30 protein-coding genes are annotated in these 22,604 nt (G+C 71.3%); 13 read left to right on the top strand and 17 right to left on the bottom strand.

All coding sequences use genetic code 11. The features are described from left to right. Positions 1–11: 11 nt before the first annotated feature. The 4 genes from AB0D59_RS07725 to AB0D59_RS07710 are packed head-to-tail and all read right to left on the bottom strand — an operon-like array spanning position 12 to position 4,086. Complete coding sequence (locus tag AB0D59_RS07725; protein ID WP_362562098.1) at positions 12–1,217, bottom strand: histidine kinase; 1,206 nt, start codon at positions 1,215–1,217, stop codon at positions 12–14. Then, positions 1,214–2,926 (bottom strand): cation acetate symporter, encoded by a 1,713-nt coding sequence (locus AB0D59_RS07720; RefSeq protein WP_362562096.1) that lies wholly within the window; start codon positions 2,924–2,926, stop codon positions 1,214–1,216. The genes AB0D59_RS07725 and AB0D59_RS07720 overlap by 4 nt, the downstream gene beginning before the upstream one ends. Before the next feature lie 48 nt (positions 2,927–2,974). Beyond that, a complete protein-coding gene (locus AB0D59_RS07715; RefSeq protein WP_362562094.1) occupies positions 2,975–3,334 on the bottom strand; it encodes a hypothetical protein in 360 nt (119 codons plus the stop codon). A 2-nt stretch (positions 3,335–3,336) separates the two neighbouring features. Continuing rightward, positions 3,337–4,086 carry a LytTR family transcriptional regulator DNA-binding domain-containing protein gene (locus tag AB0D59_RS07710; protein WP_362562092.1) on the bottom strand — a complete coding sequence of 250 codons (750 nt, stop codon included), beginning with the start codon at positions 4,084–4,086 and terminating at the stop codon, positions 3,337–3,339. 120 nt (positions 4,087–4,206) lie between these two features. Here AB0D59_RS07710 and AB0D59_RS07705 point away from each other — a divergent pair, with 120 nt between their 5' ends. From AB0D59_RS07705 to rocD, 3 genes are all read left to right on the top strand, one after another. After that, positions 4,207–4,692, top strand: coding sequence for an Lrp/AsnC family transcriptional regulator (locus AB0D59_RS07705; protein ID WP_351698356.1), 486 nt, complete (start codon positions 4,207–4,209; stop codon positions 4,690–4,692). Positions 4,693–4,791: 99 nt separating this feature from the next. Then, positions 4,792–5,655, top strand: coding sequence for a dimethylargininase (gene ddaH / locus AB0D59_RS07700; RefSeq protein ID WP_362562670.1), 864 nt, complete (start codon positions 4,792–4,794; stop codon positions 5,653–5,655). A 19-nt stretch (positions 5,656–5,674) separates the two neighbouring features. Beyond that, positions 5,675–6,895, top strand: coding sequence for an ornithine--oxo-acid transaminase (gene rocD / locus AB0D59_RS07695; protein WP_362562089.1), 1,221 nt, complete (start codon positions 5,675–5,677; stop codon positions 6,893–6,895). Between the two features lie 422 nt (positions 6,896–7,317). On the opposite strand, the gene AB0D59_RS07690 is transcribed toward rocD, so the two are convergent. Continuing rightward, positions 7,318–7,809, bottom strand: a complete 492-nt coding sequence (locus AB0D59_RS07690) for a MarR family transcriptional regulator (RefSeq protein WP_362562086.1) — start codon at positions 7,807–7,809, stop codon at positions 7,318–7,320. A 119-nt stretch (positions 7,810–7,928) separates the two neighbouring features. On the opposite strand from AB0D59_RS07690, the gene AB0D59_RS07685 reads away from it, so the two are divergent. The 4 genes from AB0D59_RS07685 (at position 7,929) to AB0D59_RS07670 (ending at position 11,104) form a co-directional block, all read left to right on the top strand. Further along, a complete protein-coding gene (locus AB0D59_RS07685) occupies positions 7,929–8,669 on the top strand; it encodes a glucose 1-dehydrogenase (protein ID WP_362562083.1) in 741 nt (246 codons plus the stop codon). 249 nt (positions 8,670–8,918) lie between these two features. Continuing rightward, positions 8,919–9,965, top strand: coding sequence for an AAA family ATPase (locus tag AB0D59_RS07680; protein WP_362562081.1), 1,047 nt, complete (start codon positions 8,919–8,921; stop codon positions 9,963–9,965). A gap of 66 nt (positions 9,966–10,031) precedes the next feature. Next, positions 10,032–10,787, top strand: a complete 756-nt coding sequence (locus AB0D59_RS07675; protein WP_362562078.1) for a hypothetical protein — start codon at positions 10,032–10,034, stop codon at positions 10,785–10,787. Positions 10,788–10,822: 35 nt separating this feature from the next. Then, the gene (locus AB0D59_RS07670) at positions 10,823–11,104 is read left to right on the top strand and encodes a LuxR C-terminal-related transcriptional regulator (protein ID WP_362562076.1); all 282 of its coding nucleotides are present in this window, start codon (positions 10,823–10,825) and stop codon (positions 11,102–11,104) included. A 132-nt stretch (positions 11,105–11,236) separates the two neighbouring features. On the opposite strand, the gene AB0D59_RS07665 is transcribed toward AB0D59_RS07670, so the two are convergent. Further along, positions 11,237–12,778 carry an aromatic amino acid lyase gene (locus AB0D59_RS07665; RefSeq protein WP_362562074.1) on the bottom strand — a complete coding sequence of 514 codons (1,542 nt, stop codon included), beginning with the start codon at positions 12,776–12,778 and terminating at the stop codon, positions 11,237–11,239. A 501-nt stretch (positions 12,779–13,279) separates the two neighbouring features. Here AB0D59_RS07665 and AB0D59_RS07660 point away from each other — a divergent pair. Next, the gene (locus AB0D59_RS07660) at positions 13,280–14,137 is read left to right on the top strand and encodes a SigB/SigF/SigG family RNA polymerase sigma factor (protein ID WP_362562667.1); all 858 of its coding nucleotides are present in this window, start codon (positions 13,280–13,282) and stop codon (positions 14,135–14,137) included. A 137-nt stretch (positions 14,138–14,274) separates the two neighbouring features. Here AB0D59_RS07660 and AB0D59_RS07655 read toward each other — a convergent pair whose 3' ends face one another. Genes AB0D59_RS07655 through AB0D59_RS07645 form a run of 3 tightly spaced genes read right to left on the bottom strand, consistent with a single transcriptional unit; the run spans position 14,275 to position 15,883 of the window. Beyond that, positions 14,275–14,643, bottom strand: a complete 369-nt coding sequence (locus AB0D59_RS07655) for a hypothetical protein (protein ID WP_362562071.1) — start codon at positions 14,641–14,643, stop codon at positions 14,275–14,277. Beyond that, positions 14,643–15,317, bottom strand: coding sequence for a hypothetical protein (locus tag AB0D59_RS07650; RefSeq protein WP_362562069.1), 675 nt, complete (start codon positions 15,315–15,317; stop codon positions 14,643–14,645). Before AB0D59_RS07650 ends, AB0D59_RS07655 begins: the two co-directional genes overlap by 1 nt. Beyond that, positions 15,308–15,883 carry a sigma-70 family RNA polymerase sigma factor gene (locus AB0D59_RS07645; RefSeq protein ID WP_362562066.1) on the bottom strand — a complete coding sequence of 192 codons (576 nt, stop codon included), beginning with the start codon at positions 15,881–15,883 and terminating at the stop codon, positions 15,308–15,310. The genes AB0D59_RS07650 and AB0D59_RS07645 overlap by 10 nt, the downstream gene beginning before the upstream one ends. A gap of 180 nt (positions 15,884–16,063) precedes the next feature. On the opposite strand from AB0D59_RS07645, the gene AB0D59_RS07640 reads away from it, so the two are divergent. The 5 genes from AB0D59_RS07640 to AB0D59_RS07620 all read left to right on the top strand — a co-directional run bounded on the left by AB0D59_RS07640 (position 16,064) and on the right by AB0D59_RS07620 (position 18,610). Beyond that, positions 16,064–16,552 (top strand): Asp23/Gls24 family envelope stress response protein, encoded by a 489-nt coding sequence (locus AB0D59_RS07640; RefSeq protein ID WP_362562063.1) that lies wholly within the window; start codon positions 16,064–16,066, stop codon positions 16,550–16,552. A gap of 77 nt (positions 16,553–16,629) precedes the next feature. Further along, positions 16,630–16,800 (top strand): hypothetical protein, encoded by a 171-nt coding sequence (locus tag AB0D59_RS07635; RefSeq protein ID WP_362562706.1) that lies wholly within the window; start codon positions 16,630–16,632, stop codon positions 16,798–16,800. Then, positions 16,797–17,210 (top strand): Asp23/Gls24 family envelope stress response protein, encoded by a 414-nt coding sequence (locus AB0D59_RS07630; protein ID WP_362562060.1) that lies wholly within the window; start codon positions 16,797–16,799, stop codon positions 17,208–17,210. The genes AB0D59_RS07635 and AB0D59_RS07630 overlap by 4 nt, the downstream gene beginning before the upstream one ends. Positions 17,211–17,259: 49 nt before the next feature. After that, positions 17,260–17,970, top strand: a complete 711-nt coding sequence (locus AB0D59_RS07625; protein ID WP_362562057.1) for a DUF6286 domain-containing protein — start codon at positions 17,260–17,262, stop codon at positions 17,968–17,970. A gap of 31 nt (positions 17,971–18,001) precedes the next feature. Further along, positions 18,002–18,610, top strand: a complete 609-nt coding sequence (locus AB0D59_RS07620; protein WP_362562054.1) for an alkaline shock response membrane anchor protein AmaP — start codon at positions 18,002–18,004, stop codon at positions 18,608–18,610. A gap of 205 nt (positions 18,611–18,815) precedes the next feature. Here the strand turns inward: AB0D59_RS07620 and AB0D59_RS07615 are convergent, their stop codons facing one another. From AB0D59_RS07615 to AB0D59_RS07580, 8 genes are all read right to left on the bottom strand, one after another. Continuing rightward, positions 18,816–19,226: a gas vesicle protein K gene (locus AB0D59_RS07615; RefSeq protein WP_362562051.1), complete on the bottom strand. Its 411-nt coding sequence runs from the start codon at positions 19,224–19,226 to the stop codon at positions 18,816–18,818. Continuing rightward, positions 19,210–19,458: a gas vesicle protein gene (locus tag AB0D59_RS07610; protein ID WP_362562048.1), complete on the bottom strand. Its 249-nt coding sequence runs from the start codon at positions 19,456–19,458 to the stop codon at positions 19,210–19,212. Before AB0D59_RS07610 ends, AB0D59_RS07615 begins: the two co-directional genes overlap by 17 nt. After that, positions 19,455–20,285: a GvpL/GvpF family gas vesicle protein gene (locus tag AB0D59_RS07605; protein WP_362562045.1), complete on the bottom strand. Its 831-nt coding sequence runs from the start codon at positions 20,283–20,285 to the stop codon at positions 19,455–19,457. The genes AB0D59_RS07610 and AB0D59_RS07605 overlap by 4 nt, the downstream gene beginning before the upstream one ends. Further along, positions 20,278–20,685, bottom strand: coding sequence for a gas vesicle protein (locus AB0D59_RS07600; protein WP_362562042.1), 408 nt, complete (start codon positions 20,683–20,685; stop codon positions 20,278–20,280). The genes AB0D59_RS07605 and AB0D59_RS07600 overlap by 8 nt, the downstream gene beginning before the upstream one ends. A 39-nt stretch (positions 20,686–20,724) precedes the next feature. Continuing rightward, a complete protein-coding gene (locus AB0D59_RS07595) occupies positions 20,725–20,967 on the bottom strand; it encodes a gas vesicle protein GvpG (RefSeq protein WP_351698326.1) in 243 nt (80 codons plus the stop codon). 20 nt (positions 20,968–20,987) lie between these two features. Continuing rightward, complete coding sequence (locus tag AB0D59_RS07590) at positions 20,988–21,701, bottom strand: GvpL/GvpF family gas vesicle protein (protein WP_362562039.1); 714 nt, start codon at positions 21,699–21,701, stop codon at positions 20,988–20,990. A gap of 27 nt (positions 21,702–21,728) precedes the next feature. Then, positions 21,729–22,211, bottom strand: coding sequence for a gas vesicle structural protein GvpA (locus tag AB0D59_RS07585; protein ID WP_362562036.1), 483 nt, complete (start codon positions 22,209–22,211; stop codon positions 21,729–21,731). Positions 22,212–22,239: 28 nt separating this feature from the next. Further along, positions 22,240–22,604: gas vesicle protein (locus AB0D59_RS07580; protein ID WP_362562033.1), on the bottom strand; the 365-nt coding region annotated here is incomplete at its 5' end.

Here is a 22,604-nt window from a genome sequence, read left to right as displayed (position 1 = left end):
GGGCCGGGGGCTCACTCGGGTGAGAGGCGCGCGGCCGGGTGGACCCCGGGCTGGTACTTGGGCAGCCGGGCGGTGATCTTCATGCCCGCGCCGGGGGCCGTCTCGATGACGAGGCCGTGGTCGTCGCCGTAGACCTGGCGCAGCCGGTCGTCGACGTTGGACAGGCCGATGCCGCCGGAAGGGCTGGTCTCGCCGGCGAGGATGCGGCGCAGCAGGCCGGGGTCCATGCCGGTGCCGTCGTCCTCGATGACGACCAGGGCCTCGGCGCCCTCGTCCTGCGCGGTGATCTGGATGTGGCAGGTGCCGGTCTTGCCCTCCAGGCCGTGCTTGACGGCGTTCTCGACCAGGGGCTGGAGGCAGAGGAAGGGGAGGGTGACCGGGAGCACCTCGGGGGCGATCTGGAGGGTGACCGTGAGGCGGTCGCCGAAGCGGGCCCGGACGAGCGCCAGGTAGTGGTCGATGGCGTGGAGCTCGTCGGCGAGAGTGGTGAAGTCGCCGTGCCTGCGGAACGAGTAGCGGGTGAAGTCGGCGAACTCCAGCAGCAGTTCGCGGGCGCGCTCGGGGTCGGTGCGCACGAACGAGGCGATCACCGCGAGCGAGTTGAAGATGAAGTGCGGGGAGATCTGGGCGCGCAGGGCGCGGATCTCGGCCTCGATGAGCCGGGTGCGGGAACGGTCCAGGTCGGCCAGCTCCAGCTGGACGCTCACCCATCGGGCGACCTCGCCGGCCGCCCGGACCAGGACGGCGGACTCGCGCGGGGCGCAGGCGACCAGGGTGCCGTGGACGCGGTCGTCGACGGTGAGCGGGGCGACGACGGCCCAGCGGACCGGGCAGTCGGGGGCCTCGCAGTGCAGGCGGAAGGCCTCGCCGCGGCCGGACTCCAGTGGTCCGGCGAGGCGTTCCATGATCTCGGTGCGGTGGTGGTCGCCGACCCCGTCCCAGACCAGCAGGTTGTCGTGGTCGGTGAGGCAGAGGGCGTCGGTGCCGAGCAGGGTGCGCAGCCGGCGGGCCGAGCGGCGGGCGGTCTCCTCGGTCAGGCCCGCGCGCAGCGGGGGTGCGGCGAGGGACGCGGTGTGCAGGGTCTCGAAGGTGGCGTGCTCGACGGGGGTGCCGAGACCGCCGAGGCTCTCGGGGCGTGCGGTGCGGCGGCCCAGCCAGAAGCCGGCGGCCAGCAGCGGGAGTACGGCCACCAGGAGGCCGGCCAGGAATCCGGTCACGCCTTCACCTCCGCGCGCAGTTCCTCGGGGAGGTGGAAGCGGGCCAGGATCGCGGCCGTTCCCGGCGGAACCCGGCCCGGGGTAGCCAGGGACACCAGGATCATGGTGAGGAAGCCCAGCGGCACCGACCACAGGGCGGGCCAGGCGAGCAGGGCGTGCAGGTTCCCGGTGCCCGGGAAGTCGGCCATCGTCGCGGCCACCGCGCAGAACGCCGAGCCGCCCCCGACCAGCATTCCGGCGGCCGCGCCGGGCGGGGTCAGCCGCCGCCACCAGATGCCGAGGACCAGCAGCGGGCAGAAGGAGGAGGCGGACACCGCGAAGGCGAGGCCCACGGCGTCCGCGGCCGGCAGCCCGCCGACGAGCACGCTGGCGGCCAGCGGTACGGCCATGGCCAGCACGGTCCCGAGCCGGAAGTGCCGTACCCCGCGCGCCGGGAGGACGTCCTGGGTGAGGACGCCGGCGACCGCCATGGTCAGTCCGGAGGCGGTGGAGAGGAACGCGGCGAAGGCGCCGCCCGCGACCAGGGCGCCGAGGAGATCGCCGCCGAGGCCGCCGATGACCCGGTCGGGCAGCAGCAGGACGGCCGCGTCCGCGTTGCCGGTGAGGGTGAGTTCGGGGGTGTAGAGCCGGCCGAGGGCGCCGTAGACGGGCGGCAACAGGTAGAAGAGCCCGATCAGGGCGAGCACGGCGACCGTGGTGCGGCGGGCGGCGACACCGTGCGGGCTGGTGTAGAAGCGGACGACGACGTGCGGCAGGCCCATGGTGCCGAGGAAGGTGGCGAGGATCAGCCCGTACGTGGCGTACAGCGGGCGTTCCTCGCGGCTCTCGGCGAGCGAGGTGGACATACCGCCGTTGGTGCCCCGGTCGGTGGCGGGCACCCGGGTGCCCTTGGCGAAGGTCAGACGGGTGCCGGCGGTGATCCGGTGGGTGCCCTCGGGGAGGGTGACCCTGGTGTCCCGGTGCGGGCGGCCGTCGACGGTTCCGGTGACGGTGACGGTGAGGGGGCGGTCGAGCTTGAGGTCGAGGGTGTCCTGGACGCCGACGGTGCGCTGGTCGCGGAAGGCGGCCGGCTCGTCGAAGGCGTGGGTGGGGGCACCGGCGCCCTGCCAGGCGAGGACGAGAAAGAGGGCCGGGACGAGCAGGGCGGTGAGTTTCAGCCAGTACTGGAAGGCCTGCACGAAGGTGATGCTGCGCATGCCGCCGGCGGCGACGGTGGCCACCACGACGACGGCCACGATCAGCCCGCCCAGTGCGTCCGGGGCCCCGGTGAGCACCGCCAACGTCAGCCCCGCGCCCTGGAGTTGGGGCAGCAGATAGAGCCAGCCGACGCCGACGACGAACGCCCCGGCCAGCCGCCGTACCGTCTGCGAGGCGAGCCGTGCCTCTGCGAAGTCGGGGAGGGTGTAGGCGCCGGAGCGGCGCAGCGGGGCGGCGACGAACAGGAGGAGGACCAGATAGCCGGCGGTGTAGCCGACCGGGTACCAGAGCATGTCCGGGCCCTGCACCAGGACCAGTCCGGCGATGCCCAGGAAAGAGGCGGCGGAGAGGTACTCGCCGCTGATCGCGGCCGCGTTGAGCCGCGGGCCGACGGTGCGCGAGGCGACGTAGAAGTCGGACGTGGTACGGGAGATGCGCAGGCCGAAGGCGCCGACGAGGACGGTCGTGACGACGACGAGGGCGACGGCCGGGACGGCGTAACCGGAGTTCATCGGGCCTCGTCACGAAGGGAGTTCATCGGGCCTCGTCACGAAGGTAGTTCATCGGTCCTCGACGAGGCGGACGAAGTCCTTCTCGTTGCGTTCGGCGCGGCGCACGTACCAGCGGGCCAGCAGGATCAGCGGGGCGTACAGGCAGAAGCCGAGCACCAGCCACTCCAGGCGGCGGGCCTGCGGAGCGGCCGCGAACACCAGCGGAAGCGGGCCGATGAGCAGCACGAGGACCGCGAACACAACCACGGCGACCCGGAGTTGCGAGCGCATCAGGGAGCGGACGTAGGTGTGGCCGAGGGTGGTCTGTTCGTCGATCTCGGTGCGCGGCCGGTAGTAGCCGGAGGTAGGGCGGCGGCTGCGGGGCGGCCCGGTGACGGTGACCCGGCGTTCGACGGGGTCGGTGGGCACCGTCAGACCCTCCGCATCAGCAGGTCCCGCAGCTCGCGGGCGTGGCGCCGGCTGACCTGGAGTTCCTCGCCGCCGACCAGGACGCTCACCGTGCCCGCGTCCAGACGGAGTTCGCCGATGTGGCGCAGTGCGACCAGGTGGCGGCGGTGGATGCGGACGAAGCCGCGGGAGCGCCAGCGGTCCTCCAGGGTGGAGAGCGGGATGCGCACGAGGTGACTGCCGCGGTCGGTGTGCAGGCGGGCGTAGTCGCCCTGGGCCTCGACATGGGTGATGTCGTCGACGGCCACGAACCGTGTGACGCCGCCGAGTTCGACCGGCAGGTGGTCCGGGTCGGGTTCGTGCACGGGTATGTGCGGTGCGGCGCCGCGCCGTTCGGCGACCCGTCGTACCGCCTCCGCCAGGCGTTCCTTCCGAACCGGCTTGAGGATGTAGTCGACCGCCTTGAGATCGAAGGCCCTTACGGCGAAGTCCTCGTGGGCGGTGACGAACACGACCAGCGGGGGCCGGGCGAAGCCGGTGAGCAGCCGGGCCATCTCCAGGCCGTCCAGGCCGGGCATCTGGACGTCCAGGAAGACGACGTCGATGGCCTCGGGGCCGTGGGGTCCGGACTCCAGGGCGCGGGTGATGCGGCGCAGCGCCTCGGTGGCGTCCCCGGCGCCCTCGACGCTGCCGATGCGCGGATCGGCGTTCAGCAGATAGAGGAGCTCCTCCAGCGAGGGGCGTTCGTCGTCGACGGCGAGGGCGCGCAGCATGAACGGAGTGTAGGCGGCGGACCGGTGCGCTGGACATGTGCCGGACGTGGACGTTCGCGTCGGACGGACCGCGTGAAGTGGCGTACCTGAAGTGCCTTTCCCCGTGGATACAGTGCGGACATGAACAGCGGCACCGCCCCCTTCGACGATCTCGACCGGAAGATCACCACCGCGCTGATGGCGAACGCGCGGACCAGTTTCGCCGAGATCGGCGCGGCCGTCGGGCTCTCCGCGACGGCCGTGAAACGGCGGGTCGACCGGCTGCGCGAGACCGGAGTGATCACCGGGTTCACGGCCACCGTGAAGCCGTCGGCACTCGGCTGGCGTACCGAGGCGTATGTCGAGGTGTACTGCGAGGGCGCGGCGCCGCCCAGGCGGCTCGCGGAGGTGGTCCGCAACCATCCGGAGATCACCGCCGCCATGACGGTGACCGGCGGCGCGGACGCCCTGCTGCATGTCCGTGCCCGGGACGTGGACCACTTCGAGGAGGTGCTGGAGCGGATCCGGGTGGAGCCCTTCATCCGGAAGACGATCAGCGTGATGGTGCTGTCGCATCTGCTCCCGGAGAGCCCCGAGGCGGGTGCCACACACGCGGCTCCTGAGTAAACGCACCGATGCTGCGTTCGCCGGATCAGAGACGCAGCAATCCTGCGCAGACACGCAGCATTGATCGCTTGTCGTCCGTATCCGACGCTTTCTACCTTGGTGTCAACCCTCGTCGACACCGCAGGAAAGCGGAGGAAAACCTCTGTGTCCGAAAGCCGTGTGCCGCGCGTCCGGCGCTTCCTCGTCTGCGAACCCAGACACTTCGCCGTGCAGTACGCGATCAATCCCTGGATGAACCCCGACACCAGGATCGACGTCGACCTGGCCCATGAGCAGTGGACCGCGCTCATCAGCGCCTACCGTGCCCATGGCCACAGCGTCGACCACCTGGAGCCGGTCCCCGGTCTGCCCGACATGGTCTTCGCCGCGAACTCGGCGGTCGTCGTCGGCGGCCGGGTCTTCGGCTCCCTGTTCCACGCGCCCGAGCGGCGCCCCGAGTCCTCCCACTACGACCTCTGGTTCAAGACCGCCGGCTATGACGTGTACCGCCCGGGCTCGGTGGCCGAGGGCGAGGGCGACCTGGTCTGGACGGGCCGGTACCTGCTCGCCGGCACCGGATTCCGCACCACCCGGGAGGCCCACCGGGAGGCACAGGAGTTCTTCGGCCACCCGGTGATCAGCCTGACCCTGGTGGACCCGTACTTCTACCATCTGGACACCGCGCTGTTCGTCCTGGACGGCGGGCACGACGGAAATATCGTCTACTACCCCGAGGCCTTCTCCAGCGGCAGCCGTGAGGTGCTGCGCCGCCTGTACCCGGACGCGGTGCTCGCCACCCGGGACGACGCCATGGCGTGGGGGCTGAACTCCGTCTCCGACGGCCGCCGGGTCTTCATCGCGCCGCAGGCCGAGGCGCTCGCCACCCGGCTCGCCGACCAGGGCTACGAACCGATCCCCGTCGACCTGTCGGAGTTCCACAAGGCCGGCGGCGGCATCAAGTGCTGCACCCAGGAAATCCGCTGAGGTCCGAGGAGAGTCATCGATGACCGCACCCGCGCACACCCGTACCTCCGCCGAGCTGATCGAGGCCGAGGAGCCGGTCCTCGCCCACAACTACCACCCGCTGCCCGTGGTCGTCGCCCGCGCCGAGGGCGCCTGGGTGGAGGACGTCGAGGGCCGCCGCTATCTCGACATGCTGGCCGGATACTCGGCCCTCAACTTCGGCCACCGCCACCCTGCCCTGATCGAGGCCGCCCACCGCCAGCTGGACCGGCTGACCCTCACCTCCCGCGCCTTCCACAACGACCGGCTCGCGGAGTTCGCCGAGCGCCTGGCCGGGCTGACCGGCCTGGACATGGTGCTGCCGATGAACACCGGCGCCGAGGCGGTGGAGAGCGGGATCAAGGTGGCCCGCAAATGGGCCTACGACGTGAAGGGCGTCCCGGCCGACCGGGCCACGATCGTCGTCGCGGCTGACAACTTCCACGGCCGTACGACCACGATCGTCAGCTTCTCCACGGACGAGACCGCCCGGGCGGGCTTCGGCCCGTTCACGCCGGGCTTCCGGATCGTGCCCTACAACGACCTGGCGGCCCTGGAAGCGGCGGTCGACGAGACGACGGCCGCCGTGCTGATCGAGCCGATCCAGGGCGAGGCCGGGGTCGTGATCCCCGACGACGGCTATCTGACCGGGGTCCGCGAACTGACCCGGCGGGCGGGCTGCCTCTTCGTGGCCGACGAGATCCAGTCCGGCCTCGGCCGCACCGGCCGTACCCTCGCCGTCGACCATGAGGACGTCGTCCCGGACGTCGTGCTGCTCGGCAAGGCGCTGGGCGGCGGGATCGTACCGGTGTCTGCGGTGGTGGCCCGGCGCGAGGTGCTGGGTGTGCTGCGGCCGGGCGAGCACGGCTCGACGTTCGGCGGCAACCCGCTCGCCGCCGCGGTCGGCACGGCCGTGGTCGAGTTGCTGGAGGGCGGCGAGTTCCAGCGCAGGGCGGCCGAGTCGGGGGTGGTCCTGCGGGACGGTCTGGCGGAGCTGGTCGGCAAGGGCGTGGTCGGCTTCCGCTCGCGCGGACTGTGGGCGGGCGTCGACGTGGACCCGGCGATCGGCACCGGGCGCGAGATCAGCGAGCGCCTGATGCGCGAGGGCATCCTGGTCAAGGACACGCACGGCTCGACGATCCGGCTGGCCCCGCCGCTGACCGTCACGGCGGAGGAACTGCGGTCGGCGCTGGGCGTACTGGAGAAGGTACTGGCGGTCTGAGCGAGGGATCGGCCGCGCCGGCGAGCGCGGCCGACCCGTCCGGCCGGAGATCATCCGTGCGGTCGGCGGCCGGCGGTCAGCGGTCAGCATGGCGGCGCGGCCGACCGGCGGCGGTCAGCGGTCAGCATGGCGGCGCGGCCGAGCCTCGACGGTCAGCGGTCAGCATGGCGGCGCGGCCGAGCGTCGGCGACGCCACGCTTCCGGCACGCCGCCGCGCTTCCGGTGCCCCGCCACCCACGGTCGCGACCGTCTCCGGCCCCGCGGGCCCTCCCCGTGGAAGCGGTGATGGACCAGGGCGATGGTGCGCCGGTGCTCGCGCACCGTGCGCACGTCGCAGCGGGTGACGTCTGCCGCGACACGGATCAGCCGAGGCGCACTCCACAGCGTCCGGGACGCCGCCCAAGCCCTGGCCGCGGTGCGGGTCACCTGGGGGGCGCGGTCGCCCCCGGGGCCTGTTCGACGATGCGGGTCAGGAGTCGGTCGAGTACCTCCAGCTCCTCTTCGCTGAGGACGCCGTACACCTCCGCCATCGTGTGCTGCACGGCAGCGTCGGCGGCCTTGAGGCGCGCACGCCCGAGATCGGTGAGGTTGACGGCATGAGCTCGCCGGTCGACCTCGTGACGACGTCGCTCCACGAGACCCCGCTGCTCGAGGTCATCGATCTGACGCCCCATCCCCGAGCGGTCGACCCCGACGCGGTTCACCAGCTCGGTCTGGGTCAGCGGCTGGTCGGCGGCGAGGGACAACAGCACGCTGTACTGCCGCGGCGTGAGCTCGAACTCACCGAGCGCGTCGGCGAAGTTGCGGTCCGATATGCGCCACGCGAGGAACAGCGACATCCCGACGTGAACACCGTGGGCGGTGGCCAGCGCGCGCCGGCTGCTCTCCCGAAGGTCGCTGGAATCCCTGATCACACGGCCTGATGCTACCCGGCCCATAACTGCTCCCAGGTGATATTGTCCCAACTGGGAGCAAGTGATCGAGGCGGCGGCGTCGCAAGTCGCCGAGCCCGCCGTGAAAGGACTGGGAACACATGGGACGTCTGGAGTCGAAGGTCGCTGTCGTCACCGGCGGAGCACTCGGGATGGGGGCGTCCCACGTGCGGACCTTCGTCGCCGAAGGCGCCCGCGTGGTGATCGCCGACATCCTCGAGACGGAGGGACGCGCACTCGCCGCCGAACTCGGCGATGCCGCCCGCTTCATCCGCCTGGACGTGACCGACCCGGAGCAGTGGGCCGCACTGGTTACCGAGACCGAACGTGAATTCGGGCCGATCACCGTGCTGGTGAACAACGCCGGTGTCGCGGGGCCCTTCCTCCCCGCCGCGGAGCTCTCGATCGCCGACTACCGCCGCACCGTGGACGTCGACCTGAACGGCACCTTCTACGGAATGCACGCCGTCATTCCGGGCATGGTCGCGGCAGGCGGCGGGTCGATCGTGAACATCTCCTCCACGGCCGGATTCCAGGGCAGGACCCCGAACGCCGCCTATTCGGCGTCGAAATTCGGCGTGCGGGGTCTCGCGCGTGCCACCGCCAAGGACTACGCGGCCGCGGGCGTTCGGGTGAACTGCGTCTGCCCGGGCATCGTGCGCACCCCGCTGCTGGAGGCCACGTGGGACGAGGACGCCCAGGCACAGGAGCGCCTGCGCGTGCCGATGGACCGCTTCGCGGACTCCACGGAGCTCTCCGCCGCGGTCCTGTTCCTCGCCTCCGACGAGGCCTCCTACGTGACCGGCACCGACCTGCTCGTCGACGGCGGAATGAACGCCTGAAGCACCGCAGACCCCTTCCACGTGGGGCGGGCACGCAGCCACGCCCCACACGCAGGCCCAGCTCGAGCGCGTTCTCGACCATGACGGCGGCCTGCCGCAGCTTCGTCGCAAACAGGCCCGGCGATCCTCCTGCGCTCCGGCATCGGCCCGGCCGCCGACCTCACCGCACTGGGAAACCCGCGCACCGTGAGACAACCGGAACGACTCCGCGCCGCACGTCCTGGGGTGCGGCGCGGTATACACCCGGATATGACGATCGACGTGCCGGCGATACCGGATCCTGGCTCCAGGGGACTGATCCACCGTCACGACCTGGTCTCCACACTGGACCGGGCGGCCCAGAAGCAGGTCACGGTCGTCTCGGCGCCGGCCGGCAGCGGGAAGACATCCCTGCTGCGGGCGTGGACGGACCGGACGGGTCAGGATCGCGGGATCGCCTTCGTGTCCGTACGGCCCGGTCTGCGCGACGCACGGCTGTTCTGGGGAGCGGTGTTGAGCGCGGTGCGGGCCGCGCCCCACCCCGACGGCGGCGGGGAACCGCTGCCGATGACGCCAGGCCTCAGCGGCGGCGCCACGGTGGACAAGGTGCTGTCCGAGTGCGCGAGAGCCACTGGTCCTTTGGTGCTGGTCGTCGACGACCTGCACGAGCTGAGCTCACCCGAAGCCGCCGAACAGCTGACAGCGCTGCTCACCCGTCTGCCCCAGGGTGTCCACGCGATCGTGGCGACCCGACATGCGCCGCCGCTCCGCCTGCACCAGCTCCGGCTGGAAGGGGAACTGGCCGTGGCCGGGATCGCGCTGCCCGGGCGAACCGTGGCAACGCTGCATCAGCGGACCGAGGGCTGGGCGGCCGGGTTACGACTCGCCGTACTGGCTCTCGCCGAACACCCCGACCCGGAACGGTTCGTCGCCGAGTTCTCCGGAAGCGACCGTACGGTCGCCGAATACCTGATGGCCGAATTGCTGGAGAGACAGCCTCCGGACGTTCAGAGCCTGCTGCTGCGCACCTCCGTACTGGACCGGGTGAACGGCGAGCTGGCCGACCTGCTCACCGGCACCACGGGGTCGGAGGGCATCCTGCTGGGCCTGGAGGACGCCAACGCGTTCACCGTGTCCCTCGATCCCGGCCGCACTTGGTTCCGCTACCACCGCATGTTCGGTGACCAGCTGAAGCTGGAACTGCGACGCACTTTCCCCGGGGACATCCCGGGACTGCACCGGCTCGCCGCGCACTGGCTCGGCGAGCACGGGCACGCCGCAAGTGCCGTCGGCCACCTGCAGGCCGCCGGCGACTGAACCGAAGCGGCGCGTCTGCTCACGGACCACGCCATCAGCCTCACCCTCGACGGACAGGCCGGGACGTTGGCGGCGCTGTTGGGTGCCTTCCCCGCGCGGAGCGGCACGGACTCCGCGGGTCTGGCCCTGGTGCACGCCATCGCCGCGCTGGACCGGCTCCGCCTCGACCAGGCGGCTGCGCATCTCACAACGGCCAGGTCCTACGCCGCCACCACGCCGCCCGACCGCCAACGCCGCCTGCGGATGGCCGTCGGCTCGCTGGGCCTGCGCCTGGCGCGGCTGGGCGGCCACTTCGAGGGGGTGTTCGACCAGGTGGGCACGCTTCTCACGCCTGCCAACGGACAGTCGGTCACCGAGGTCGCGCTCAGCGCGGACCTGCGGGCCGACGCTCTTCTGAATCTCGGCGTCACCGAGGCCTGGTCACTGCGACTGGCCGACAGCATGCGGCATCTTGAGGAGGGCGCCGCGCTCGCCCGCCGCATCGGCCGGCCCTGTCTGGAGGTCTCCTGCCTCGGCCACCTGGGGTTCGCCTCCACGAAGCACTCTTTCTCGCTGGCCCGGCAGCGCTGTGAGGAAGCGTTGGCGCTCGCCGAGCGACACGGCTGGAGTGACGATCCGGTGATCGCCCCCGCGCAGGCGACGCTCGCCAATGCGCTTGTCCGGACAGGAGAGTTCGAGCACGCCGCACACTGGCTGAAGCGCGCCCAGCACACCTCCGACGCCACGAGCGAACCGGCCATGCGGCTGCTGGTCAGCCTCACCGCCGCGATTCTCTCAGCAACGCAAGGCCGTCATCACCGGGCGCTGCATGGGAGCTGCTGAAGGCCCTGCCACCGCAGGGAACGTCGCACGCGGCCATGGTCACCGATGTCCTCGACGCCGTCCACGGAAGCGCCCGGGCCAGAGCCGACCGGGCAGCCCGGGAACCGGCCCCGGCGCTCAGCCCCAGCGAGTTGCGCGTGCTGCGATACCTGCCGACGAACCTGTCCAGGCCGGAGATCGCCACCGAGCTGTCGGTCTCGGTGAACACGGTCAGCACCCACATCCGTCGGATCCACGCCAAGCTCGGCGCCACCGACCGGTCTGCGGCAGCGCAGCGCAGCCGCGAGTTGCGCCTGCTCTCACTGTGCCGTGCCTGAGCGCGGGCCGGTGCTCGGACGACAGCCCCTCGGGGCTCACGACGGCAGGGAAAGCCCGCGCAGGTCCGTCATCGCAGTGCCCGCGCCCGCGGGCCGCCGACCGGCACAGACACCGCAACAACACCCGCCGTCTCAACGGGACAGCGGGCCGGTCACCTCCTCGACGGTTCGCAGCGCCTCCCCGCTGCGCACGAGCTCGGCGATGTGCTCCACATCGGCGTGAAAGACCCGGTCGTCGTTCACGGTCGGCACGGTCTCCCGGATCCTGGCCCGCAGCGCCTCAGCCGCCGGGGAGGGCGAGCGCGGCGCGAGCAGGTCCAGTGCCTGCACGGCGCACATCAGCTCGATCGCTATGACGTAGCCGAGCTTGCGCGCCGCGCGGTAGGCCTTCAGCGCCGCCAGATAGGCGTTGCTGACCGCGTCCTCCTGATTGGCCGAGGTGGTGATGTTGTCCGCGGATGAGGGCACCGCCATGCCGCGCATCTCCATGGTCAGCGCGGCTGCCGTGTACTGCGCGATCATGTAGCCACTGTCGAGTCCCGGCCGGCGAACCAAGAAGGCGGGCAACTCGCTGAAGTTGCTGTTGACCATGCGGTCGGTGCGGCGCTCGGACACCTTGGCCAGCACCGTCATCGCGTTCACCATGGAGTCGGCCTGGATGCCGACGAAGGTGCTGTCGCAGTTCGCCCCGCTCAGCGCCACCCCGTCTTCGCCCTCGGGGTGGATGACCGGGTTGTCGCCCACGGAGTGCAGCTCCTCGACGATGACCTCCCGAGCCTGCGCGAGCGCCCGCTTCGCACCACCGTGCATCTGCGGCACCGCGCGCAGGGCCAGGCTGTCCTGGAGCCGGTGGTCGAGGAACTCGGCGCTGAGGGCGCTGGACTCGGTCAGCCGCCGCAGGTTCTCGGCGACCGCGGCCTGCTCGGGGTGCCGCTTGCGTTCCTGGAGCCGGGCGTCGTAGGCGCGGACGGTGCCCTTGAGTGCCTGCACCGACAGGCTCGCGGCGACGTCGGCGGTGGTCGCCGCGAGGCCGGCGTCGTGGGCGGCCAGGACGGCGATCGCGGTGACCGAGTGCGTTCCGTTGGTGAGCGACAGCCCTTCCTTGGAGGCGAGCCGGGTCGGCTGCTCCCCGATCCGGGCCAGTGCCTCGGCGCCGGGCAGCAGCTCGTCGCCGTACCGGGCCCGGCCCTCTCCCAGCAGTACGAGAGCCATGTGCGCCTCCGGGGCCAGATAGCCGACGGAACCCTCGCCGGGTACGTGCGGCGTGACCCCGGCGTTGAGCATTCGCCGGATCAGCTCCAGGGTCTCGAACCGGATGCCGGAATAGCCTTCGCCGAGGCCGACCAGCTCCATCAGCGCGATGGCGCGGACGATCTCGGTGGGCAGCGGTTCGCCGACCGACACGGCGTGCGAGCGCACGATGTTCCGCTGCAGTTGCTCGGCGTCCGCCGGGTCTATCACCTTCGTGACGTTGTCGCCGAATCCGGTGGTGACGCCGTACACCAGGCGGTTCTCAGCCAGGAAGCGCTCCACAAGCGCGCGTGACTTGCGCACCCGGTCGACATAGGTCGTATCGAAGGCGACCCGAGCGCCGTACCGAGCCACTGCGACGAACCGCTCGACGGTGATCGGCTCCGCACCCAAGGTGACAGCGGTGATCTCATGGGCAGGCATGGGACCCTCTCAGGTCGGTCAGCGGTTGACAGCGAGACAGACGAACGTCGACCCGTCCGGCCGGTCACCGCCCTGACGGGCCTGGTGAGCCTCGGCGGTTCCGCCGGCGCGACGGCAGGAGTCGGCAGCGGAAGGCTCCGGCTGGGTCACAGCCGCCTCCCGCGCGTGAAATGTACTCATTCACTTGCCACGACAATGAATCACTTTATTTAGAGCTTGGCAAGGGTGCGGTCGGCGGCGGGCAACAGGTGTGCTGGGGTGGGGTGTTTCGATGCCGATCCGACCACCGTCGTGCCGACGCGTCGGGCGGTCGGCGTGCCTGCCGCCGCGCCCCAGAGGCGGGTGCCGGGCGGCCAGAACGCACCCGGCCGGATCCGGCGAGGAGAGGGGCCCGGGCAGTCTCCGCTCCAACGTGCCACGCTGCCGGGACATGCATCTGGCCTACGGGGGCAGGAGAAGCTCACCCCCTCGTCCACCGAAGGCGACACAGTGACCCACTCCGTGCGTGCCCGCGAGACCACCGCCACCATCACGGAAACACCTGCCGTCACGGACGACCTGCCCTGGATCGAGGACGGCGGCAAGGTAACCCCCAGGGACGCACGTGAGTTGTCCCGGCTCTTCCTCGATCGCCTCCAGACCCTGGAGGAGGGCACCCACGAGTACCAGTACGCCCGCAACACCCTGATCGAGATGAACCTGTCCCTGGTGCGGTTCGCGGCCCGCCGGTTCCGCAACCGGGGCGGCGGCGACATGGAAGACGTCATCCAGGTCGGCACGATCGGCCTGATCAAGGCCATCGACCGCTTCGACCTGACCCGCGAGGTCGAGTTCACCTCGTTCGCGATCCCCTACATCGTCGGCGAGATCAAACGCTTCTTCCGTGACACCACCTGGGCCGTCCACGTCCCACGACGCCTGCAGGAACTCCGCGTCAGCCTCGCCAAGAGCAAGGACACGCTCGCGGCCGAACTGGGCCGCACCCCCACAGTGGCGGAACTCGCCGCCCACCTGGACCTGACCGACGACGAGATCATCGAGGGCCTCGTCGCCGCCAACGGTTACGTCGCCGGCTCCATCGACACCGCGGGCAGCGACGACGAAACCGACAGCACGCCCACCTACGCGGACACGATGGGCGACATCGACCCGGCCCTGGAGCTGTTCGAGGACCTGCACACGCTCGGACCCCTGCTCCAGGAACTCGACGACCGCGAACGGGCCATCATCGAGATGCGCTTCGGCCAGGAGATGACACAGGCCGAGATCGGCCGCGAACTGCATGTCTCCCAGATGCACGTCTCCCGCCTGCTGACCAGCATCCTGACCAGACTCCGCATCGGCCTCCTGCCCGGGTGAGCCCGCGGATCCCACCGCCTGCCGGCGGATGTGGCCGCTCTTCGGTCCGCCTCTCAGGTGCCGGCGGGCCCCGGGTGGTGAACTCCTGTCGGCCCGGTGCCACCGCTGACGGTCCGCGGGGCCGGTGCCCACGGCGCTCATGGCGCGTCGTAGCGGGTGATGATGCGGGTCACGGTGACCGTGACGGTGACCGGCTCCGGGGCGGCGAGGCGGGAGATGACGGCGGTCCGCACCCGGCCGTGCACGTCGCGGGCGACGTCCAGCGCCCGCCGGCCCTCGGCGAGGGCGCAGCGCACCTCGATGTGCCATCCGGAACCGTCCGGCGCCCGCTCGGCGCGGACGCCTGCCTCCGGCGGCGTGCGGTGGGATGCGGTGTACGTCCCGCTGGGCGCGGCGGCTGCCGCGAGGCGATGGGCGAGTCGGGGTGGCAGGCCGGTCACGCCGGGAACCGCGAGGGCCGCCTCGGCCGCGACGCCGAGGAGCGTGGTGGGGCCGACGGTGGTCATCACCCACCCCCGCCGGTCCGGACGTCACCGCCGGGGTGCGGCGGCCAGGGCTCCAGTACGTCGACCACGGCGATGTCGACGGCCGCCACCGCCAACCCCAGCTCCTGACCGGCCGAGTGGAGGACCGATCGGCGCACCTGGTGAACGCGCTCGGGCAGCGGACGGTCGAAGGCGGCGACCAGAGTCATGGTCACCCGGACGTCGGTGCCCTCGCCCTCAGATGCGAGCCGGCAGGTCGCGGCCCTCGCACCGGGGACCGCGTCCGCGGCCTGCCGCAGTACCTTCGCCGCCGCGCTCTCGGTGATCCGCAGGTCCCGGTCCGGGTCGGCCAGGGGCAGCAGCCGTCCCAGCCTGGCCTCCGCCCTGACGGCGTTCATGACGCGGTCGGCGAGTGCGTGCAGTCCGGGAGGGTCCACGGCGTGCAGCGCCCGGGCGGCCGCGTTCACCGTGGCCAGCCCCTCGACGGCCTCGCGGCAGTGCGGACAGGACACGGTGTGCGGGTCCGCGGCCGACGCCTCGTCCTGGACCTGTTCCCAGACCCGGCTGAGGAGGCGGCCGCAGGGCAGCGCCTCGTCCCCCGGGAACGGGGGCGCGTCGGCGGCGGCCGATCCGGTGCGGGGTCCGTCGGCGGCGGGCGGTTCGGGAGGCCGCGTGCGCGGGTCGCCTAGCGCCATGGGTCCATCGCCTCCTGCAGGGATCGGCGTGCCCGGAACAGTCTGCCGCGCACCGTCGGCTCGCTGGTCCGCGTCACGTGGGCTATCTCCCGGTAGGGCATGCCCTGCACCTCTCTCAGGATCCAGCAGATCCGCTGCCCGGCGTCCAGTTCGGCGAGCGCGCGGGTCAGGGCGGTGGCGGCCGCGTCCCGCTCGGCGGACCGGTCGGGCTGGCTCCACGCGTCGCCCGCCACCGGTTCGAGGACGGTGTTCAGAGACAGGGGCGGCAGCCGGCGCCGGCGCATGGCCAGGCAACGGTTGACGGTGATCCGGTACATCCAGGTACGGAACTCGGCGCTGTGGCGGTATTCCGGCAGTCGTCGCCAGGCGCTGACGAAGGCGTCCTGGACTGCGTCCTCGGCGTCCTGGGGATTGCCGAGCATGCAACGGGCCAGGGTCAGGAGGGACCGACTGTGCCGTCGGACGAGAACGGCGAAGGAGTCCTCGTCTCCCTCGGCCGCCCGTACGGCCAGCAGTCCGTCCGGCAGATCGCATTCCAGCCGTGGCGAAGCAGCGCGTTCGATCATGACAACTCCCGCACAGGGCCCGGAACAACTCCCCTACAAGGCCCGGAATGAGCGGGTACCCGCCCACATCAATGTGATGCACGTCACATGTGATGGGCGTGAGAAGTGCGCCGTCACGTGTGTCCAACCTTTCGACGGCACCACACAGGTGTCTGCCACTGACCGATCGAGGCGACCGCCATGACGGACGACATCACCAGCGTCAGCGGGGGCGGCCGGGCCGATGCGGGCGTGAGCGCGCTGAAGGGCCGTACCGGATCCGGGGCTCCGGCCGAGACACGGGGGAAGACCACCATCGCGGACGGCGTGGTGGCCAAGATCGCGGGCATGGCCGCCCGTGAGGTACCCGGCATCCACAGCCTGGGAGCGGGGATGGCCCGTGCCTTCGGCGCCATGCGGGAACGCGTCCCCGGCGGCGGCGGAGGAGGTGTCACACGGGGAGTGAAGGTCGAGGTCGGCGAGCGGCAGGCCGCGGTGGACCTGGATGTCGTCGTCGAGTACGGCGTCTCCATCGTCGACGTCGCCGGCGGTGTACGCACCAACGTGATCAGCGCCGTGGAACGGATGACGGGGCTGGAGGTCGTCGAGGTGAACGTCCTGGTCGACGACGTCGACCTCCCCGACGACGAGGAGGGGCAGACCGAACCGGACGAGGGCCGCGTGCGGTGACCGCTGCCGGGACCGCCGCGCCTCGGTCATGAGCGGATGATCACGGCGACCGGGACGCTCGCGAGACGGGTGAGTGCATGATGAACGCAGCGACGACGGGCCTCGCGGCCGGCATGGCCCTGGGCTTCGCCGGTTACTTCGGCGGCTTCTGGGCATTCCTGCTCGTTCTCGTCCTGGGGACGGCGGGGCTGATCGTCGGCCTCGCCGTGCAGGGCGATCTCGACCTCCATGCGCGGAGGCAACGGTGAACACCCGGCCCGGTGCCCCGCCCCTCGGCGAAGGGTCCGGCCCACCGGCGCGGGCCGCCGGCCTGCCGCCCCCGGCCGAGCGGGGCGCCACCGTCATACCGGACAGGGTGGTCGCCCGTATCGCCGTCCAAGCCGCCCGCACGGCCCAGTCCCGACGCGCCGCCATACCGCCCGACCGGAACGGACCGACGGCGCCCGCCGCCTCCGCGGTCACCCGTACCGGATCGGTGCGCCTGCACCTGACCATGGACCTGCCCTACCCCGCCGACATCCCCCAGGTCTGCGAGCGGATACGGCAGGACGTCTCAGAACGGGTGTCTCAACTGACCGGTCTGAAGGTACGGGAGGTCACGCTCACCGTCCGGCGGCTGGTGACCGCCGCCGGCCCGAACCGGGGACGGGTCCGGTGAGCCGCCCCGCGGCCGGTGCCGGTCACGCCACGGAAGAAGGAGGACCGGAATGACACCCGACCCGGATCCGCCCAGCCGCAGCTCCGCACCGTCCGCGCGCCCTGCCACGGTGCCGCTGGCGAAGGAGCCCGAGGAGCCGAGGGAGCAGCCGGCAAAGTCCGCTCCGCCCGAACACGAGGCGCCCCCACCGGACCTGACCTCCGGTGAGCCCGACGGAGCGCACCGAACCCACCGGCCGTGGTCGGCGCGCCGCCTTCCGGCCGCGCTGGTCGCCGCGCTGGTTCTCGTAGCGGCGGGCGCGGCACTGGTCGACGTCGTCGCCGTACGGGCGGGACGCCCTGCGGCAGCCTGGCGCCGGCACCTGGCCGACGAACTGGCCACCCGCCCGGTGGACGACGTGTGGATGCTCACGGGAGCCGCTGTGGCGGCCGTCGTCGGCGTCTGGTTGATCGTGCTGGCCCTCACTCCCGGCCTACGCCACTGGCTGCCCCTGCGCTCCCCCGCACCCGGGCTGCGGGCCGCCCTCGACCGCGACGGCGCCGCCGATCTGATACGCGACGCCGCCATGCGGGTACCCGGGGTCCGCAAGGCCCACGTCCGGGTGCGCCGCCACCGCGTCAAAGCCCGCGCGGACGTCCGGTTCCGCGAACCCCGGCAAGTGAAGGACGACCTCACCGCCGTCCTCGGCGACGAGTGCGACCAACTCGCCCTCGCCCGCCCTCCCCGCATCGTCGTACGGGTACGGCGACGCACCGACTGACCGAGAAACCAGCAGCACCGGAGCCCGCACCATGACGCCGCAACCCGTAGTCAACCGCAGTCTGCTGGCCCTCGCCGGACTGGTACTGCTCGGCGGCGGTCTGCTGATCCTCTTCGCCGGGCTCGACGTCTTCCGGCGGCACCACCTGGTGCCGCCCGCCGGCTGGCCCCTGACCGCACCGGACGACGTCCTGCTCGGCTCCGCCGACCGGGCCGGCTGGAGCAGCCAGGGCTGGTGGTGGTGGCCCGCGGTGATCGCCGCCCTCGCCCTCGTCGCCCTGCTCGCGCTGTGGTGGCTGCTCGCCCAACTGCGCCGACACCGCCCGGGAACGCTGCCCGTCGGAGGCACACCTCCGCAGGAAGGCATCGAACTGCGCGACCGCGCGCTCAGCGACGCGATCGCCGCCGAAGCCGGTGCTCTGCCGGGCGTGGAGCATACGGCCGTACGCATCACCGGCCGTCCTGCCCGTCCCCGCACCCGCGTCGGACTCACTCTCACCTCGCAGGCGGCACCCGGCACCGTCCTCGATGCCCTGTGCGAAGGCCCGCTCCGCACCGCCCGTCGGTCCACCGGCTCCTCTCACCTGCCCACCGAGGTCCGCCTGCAGGTCGCCGGCCACAAACCGCATCGCGTGGAGTGAGGAGGAGGCCACCCACCTCCGCGTCCCCTTTACGGTCTTTCGCCGTTCGCCGGGGCGCCGGGGCGCCGGCCGCACTCCCCCATGGCGAAACCATGATCATCCTGGCGGTCGTCGGAGCCGTCCTGTGAGTCCTCGGCGGCATGGGACAGGCCGTCGCCGGTCGACGCCGTTGATCGCCCCGCGTGGCCTGCGGGCCTGCCGGGGTTCAGTCGGAGGGCGGAAGCAGCGTGCCGAGCGGTCCGAGGTCGAGGTTGAGGTCCTCCATGGTCAGTCCGTACTCGGCGCACAGGTCGCTCATGCGGTCGTGCAGGAGCAGGAGGGTCGCGCCCAGGCGTTCTTCCTGGTCCTCGGTGAGGTCTCCCTGGTCGACTCGGTGCAGGGCCTGTCGTTCCATCAGCTGTCGCAGCAGTTCCACGAGGGTGAGGACCAGCTTGAGGAGGTCCCGTTCCACGGTGTCGCGGTCGGAGCTGATCCGCCGGGCCGGGGAACGTGAGCCCTTGCCGGCCGACAGGTCGAGGTCACGTGGGGCGGCGGGCAGCAACCGGAAGGCGCGGGCGGCGGCCTCCGCGACTTCTTCGGCGCGGCGCGGCGGCCGGCTCTCACCCTCGGCCGGCATGGTCGCCGCCCTGCGGCGGGCCGGTGTTCGACCATGGCGAGGGGTTCTGCTCGCTGATGGAGACGATCAGGGCACGCAGTGAGACGCGTACCAGATCGATGTCGGCGATGGACAGCACCACGTCACCGGTGAGGACGACGCCACCGGTCAGCAGCCGGTCCAGCAGGTCGATGAGAGCGACCTGCCGCTGGGGCAGACGCTCCGCTTCGGGTGGCGGGCCGGGCGTGATCACGGGGGTGCCCCCTCCGCGGCGACGCCGGATTCACCGGGTGGCATGGCGAAGGAGTACGGCGCCCAGGGGCCGGTGGCCTCGACCCGCACCCCGTCCAGACCGTCGGCGGCGCGCGTCACGTCGGCCAGGAAGTCGTCGCAACGTTTCAGGGGCACCAGGTACGCGTCGTTGACGACGTTCTCGCCTGCGCCGCCGGCGCTTCCGGCCGCGTCGGCGAGAGGACCCTGTTGTACGCGGTGCCGGACCCGGTCGGAGGCGTGTCTGCGGCCGGCGGTCTCCACCCGCTCGGCGGCTTTCTGCGCCGCCTGGTACACGGTGTCGCGAACGCTCTGCTGCTGCCGGCGGTTCCGCAGATAGGCGCGCCCGGGGGTCAGGTCCCCCGCGGGAACGGGCGGGGCCGCGGGGACCGCGGACGGCTCGACATAGATCTTGACCCCCCATTCGACGTGTTCGGAGAGCCGGGCCAGGAGCTCGGCGAACACGGTCCGCCCTGCTTCCAGTACCTCCCGGGCCCGCCGGTCGTCGAGGTAGACGGTCGCCAGGCGCAGGGGCAGGACGGTGGTGCGCTCGGCCAGGGCTTCGACGACGCCGTGGTGGGCGCGGGCCACCGCCTCCAGCCATTCCAGGTCCTCGAGATGCTCCTTGAGAGCATGTTCCTGGAAGTCCTGTGCGGGCACACGGCTCACCACGAGCGCCGGCTGATCGTCGCCGGCGTCGGTGACGAGGCCGACCGGGGCGTCGGCGACGCCCCGGAGGGGCGCGATCGCCTCCCGCAGTCCCCCGGTGTCGCGTACCACCGCATACGCGTAGGTCAACAGGTCACTCATCGCGAGCACTTCCCCGGCCACGGCTGCCTGTGCCCCGGGGCCCTTCCTCCTCCGCGGGGAGGGCTTTGCCCTGGCGGAGAGCATCGATCTCGGTCCGCAATCGGCGGTTCTCCTCGGCCAGTGACCGGTCCCCCCTGGCCCGGGAGGAGAGCGCGGGGTCGTGCTCCCACCAGTCGATGCCCATCTCCTTGGCCTTGTCGACGGAGGCGACCAGGAGGCGCAGTTTTATGGTCAACAGCTCGATGTCGAGAAGGTTGATCTGTATGTCGCCCGCGATGACGATGCCCTTGTCGAGTACCCGTTCAAGGATGTCGGCGAGGTTCGCGGAGGATCCCTGCCCGTAGGGCGGCGCCGCTCGGGACGGGTAGGAACCAAGCCTGTTGGCCAGGGGTTCAGTCACGGTTGCGGCCTCGGATTCCCTCGTGCCGGATCAGGAGTGTCAGCCCTGCCGATAGGCGCGGATCTCCTCCAGCCGGTCGAGCAGTTCGTCCTCGCGCCGGTCGAACGTCTCCTCGTCGATGTCCCCCGCGACCAGGAGACGTTCGAGCTCGGCGAGTTCCCGGTGCACCGGCGCGGGGTCGTAGTACTGGTTCTCGGCTTCCTCCCGGACCCGCTCCACGACCCATACGACGCCGCGCACGGGGGCCAGGGGAAGGGTGACGAGCTGGGTGAACAGGCCCATGGGAACTCCTTCGGTCGGAGTCAGACGAAGCTGTAGGGGGGCAGGGGACCGTTGAGCCGGAAGTCGAAGTCGTCACCCATCTGATGCGTGACGCTCAACTCCGCCGTGAGGAACGCCTCTTCCCGGTCCTCGGACACCAGGAACGACACGTTGAGAAAGTCCGAACCCGTCGGCTGGGACGATTCAAGCGTCCGGGCGAAGGGGCGCAGTGCTTCGACCACACCCGCCGCCAGCGCCTCCTGCCGTGCCTGTACCTCCTGGGTGACCAGCTCACCGAGTCGCAGCGACGCCTCGGGGGCGGCGTTGCCGCCGCGGATCTCGTCGTTGAGCTCTCGTGCCACGTCCGACTCCCGCAGGATCTGCCGCAGCAGCGCGTCCTCGTCCTGCGACGCCTTGAGGTGGTACTCGCTGCATCCCTCCAGTGCCTGAAGCCGGTCCGTGTAGTCCGCGGCGTTCTGCTCCAGGGCCACCAGGACGGCCTCGTCGTTCTCGGCGATGAGGCCGAACCGCATGGGGAGCACGGTGCCGTCGGCCATGAGGCGCTCCTGTACTGCCTGGTGCGCGATGACGTCGCGGCGCTTGGGACGCAGGTCCTCCGGCGCGTCGCTGACCACAGCACACAGCGGTCCCGCGGTCACTGTCCGCAATCCCGCCGGGGATTCACCGACGCCGTTGAGACCGTCGAGCCGGAGCGGGTGCTGCTTTCCGGTGATGGAGTAGATGTATACGGCCATGGCTCATTCCTTCTCGCGCGGCGAGCCTCATTCGCGCTCACGTCGGGAGGTACGCCGAACCGGCCGCCGTCGCCTCTCCACGGGTTCCCTTTCCTTGCCCTCGTCCTCTTCCTCGGGCTCTTCTTCTTCGGCTTCTTCGGCGTCGTCACGGCCGGTGATCCCCTTGAGGGAATCGGTGACCGCTTCGGCCGCGCCGGAGAGCGCCCCCTTGGATTTGCCTTTGGCTCCGCTCTCGACCGTGTCTCCGACGATGTCGGTCAGTTGGGCGGGCGCCTTCCTCCCGGATTCGAGGTCGAGACGGTTGCACGCCTCGGCGAAACGCAGATAAGTGTCGACGCTGGCCACGACGATGCGAGCGTCGATCTTGAGGATTTCGATCCCCACCAGCGAAACGCGGACGAACACGTCGATGACGAGCCCGCGATCGAGAATGAGTTCCAGGACGTCGTAGAGGCTGCTCGTGCCGCCACCGCGAGCGACACCGCCTCCACTTTGCGGCACCACTGTCATGGTGCCTCCCTTCACCGGCTGTGCTGCCTCAGCCCCGCCGGTCGATTTGGCCACGCGTATAACGGCGCTTCCGTTCGTAACTCACCAGGTCGCCTTCCTCGTCGAGCGTCACTCGATAGGTGGCCATCACGCTGGTGGTTTCGGGGACGCGCTCCAATTCGAGTACCTCGATGTCGGCTTCCCAACCGGTTTCGGTCGGTTTCAGTGCCGAGACGGACTCGGGAGCACGCCCGAGCAACTCCTGAAGCTGTCCGACGGCGGAGCGTATGGCCCAGGCGGCGTTGCCCTTGCCGGAGTGGCGACGGGAACCGCTCGCGCCGTCCCCGTCGGAGCCGCGGGGGGGGCCCCCGGCGGGCCCCCCGGGGGGGTGGGGGGGGGGGGTGGATACCGGGG

It is taken from the genome of Streptomyces sp. NPDC048417 (genome assembly GCF_040651615.1).
GTDB lineage: Bacteria > Actinomycetota > Actinomycetes > Streptomycetales > Streptomycetaceae > Streptomyces.
Note: the sequence above shows the minus strand (reverse complement) of the source record. Positions and strands in the feature narration are given on the sequence as shown.

Excerpts from the sequence above, each read along its gene's own strand:
- AB0D59_RS07635 (WP_362562706.1), top strand. The coding sequence starts at position 16,630 with ATGATGAACGCAGCGACGACGGGCCTCGCGGCCGGCATGGCCCTGGGC.
- AB0D59_RS07620 (WP_362562054.1), top strand. The coding sequence starts at position 18,002 with ATGACGCCGCAACCCGTAGTCAACCGCAGTCTGCTGGCCCTCGCCGGA.
- AB0D59_RS07590 (WP_362562039.1), bottom strand. The coding sequence starts at position 21,701 with ATGGCCGTATACATCTACTCCATCACCGGAAAGCAGCACCCGCTCCGG.
- AB0D59_RS07680 (WP_362562081.1), top strand. The coding sequence starts at position 8,919 with ATGACGATCGACGTGCCGGCGATACCGGATCCTGGCTCCAGGGGACTG.
- AB0D59_RS07685 (WP_362562083.1), top strand. The coding sequence starts at position 7,929 with ATGGGACGTCTGGAGTCGAAGGTCGCTGTCGTCACCGGCGGAGCACTC.
- AB0D59_RS07665 (WP_362562074.1), bottom strand. The coding sequence starts at position 12,778 with ATGCCTGCCCATGAGATCACCGCTGTCACCTTGGGTGCGGAGCCGATC.
- AB0D59_RS07595 (WP_351698326.1), bottom strand. The coding sequence starts at position 20,967 with ATGGGCCTGTTCACCCAGCTCGTCACCCTTCCCCTGGCCCCCGTGCGC.
- AB0D59_RS07605 (WP_362562045.1), bottom strand. The coding sequence starts at position 20,285 with ATGAGTGACCTGTTGACCTACGCGTATGCGGTGGTACGCGACACCGGG.
- AB0D59_RS07655 (WP_362562071.1), bottom strand. The coding sequence starts at position 14,643 with ATGACCACCGTCGGCCCCACCACGCTCCTCGGCGTCGCGGCCGAGGCG.
- AB0D59_RS07670 (WP_362562076.1), top strand. The coding sequence starts at position 10,823 with ATGGTCACCGATGTCCTCGACGCCGTCCACGGAAGCGCCCGGGCCAGA.
- AB0D59_RS07585 (WP_362562036.1), bottom strand. The coding sequence starts at position 22,211 with ATGACAGTGGTGCCGCAAAGTGGAGGCGGTGTCGCTCGCGGTGGCGGC.
- rocD (WP_362562089.1), top strand. The coding sequence starts at position 5,675 with ATGACCGCACCCGCGCACACCCGTACCTCCGCCGAGCTGATCGAGGCC.
- AB0D59_RS07615 (WP_362562051.1), bottom strand. The coding sequence starts at position 19,226 with ATGCCGGCCGAGGGTGAGAGCCGGCCGCCGCGCCGCGCCGAAGAAGTC.
- AB0D59_RS07625 (WP_362562057.1), top strand. The coding sequence starts at position 17,260 with ATGACACCCGACCCGGATCCGCCCAGCCGCAGCTCCGCACCGTCCGCG.
- AB0D59_RS07720 (WP_362562096.1), bottom strand. The coding sequence starts at position 2,926 with ATGAACTCCGGTTACGCCGTCCCGGCCGTCGCCCTCGTCGTCGTCACG.
- AB0D59_RS07645 (WP_362562066.1), bottom strand. The coding sequence starts at position 15,883 with ATGATCGAACGCGCTGCTTCGCCACGGCTGGAATGCGATCTGCCGGAC.
- AB0D59_RS07650 (WP_362562069.1), bottom strand. The coding sequence starts at position 15,317 with ATGGCGCTAGGCGACCCGCGCACGCGGCCTCCCGAACCGCCCGCCGCC.
- AB0D59_RS07710 (WP_362562092.1), bottom strand. The coding sequence starts at position 4,086 with ATGCTGCGCGCCCTCGCCGTCGACGACGAACGCCCCTCGCTGGAGGAG.
- AB0D59_RS07705 (WP_351698356.1), top strand. The coding sequence starts at position 4,207 with ATGAACAGCGGCACCGCCCCCTTCGACGATCTCGACCGGAAGATCACC.
- AB0D59_RS07640 (WP_362562063.1), top strand. The coding sequence starts at position 16,064 with ATGACGGACGACATCACCAGCGTCAGCGGGGGCGGCCGGGCCGATGCG.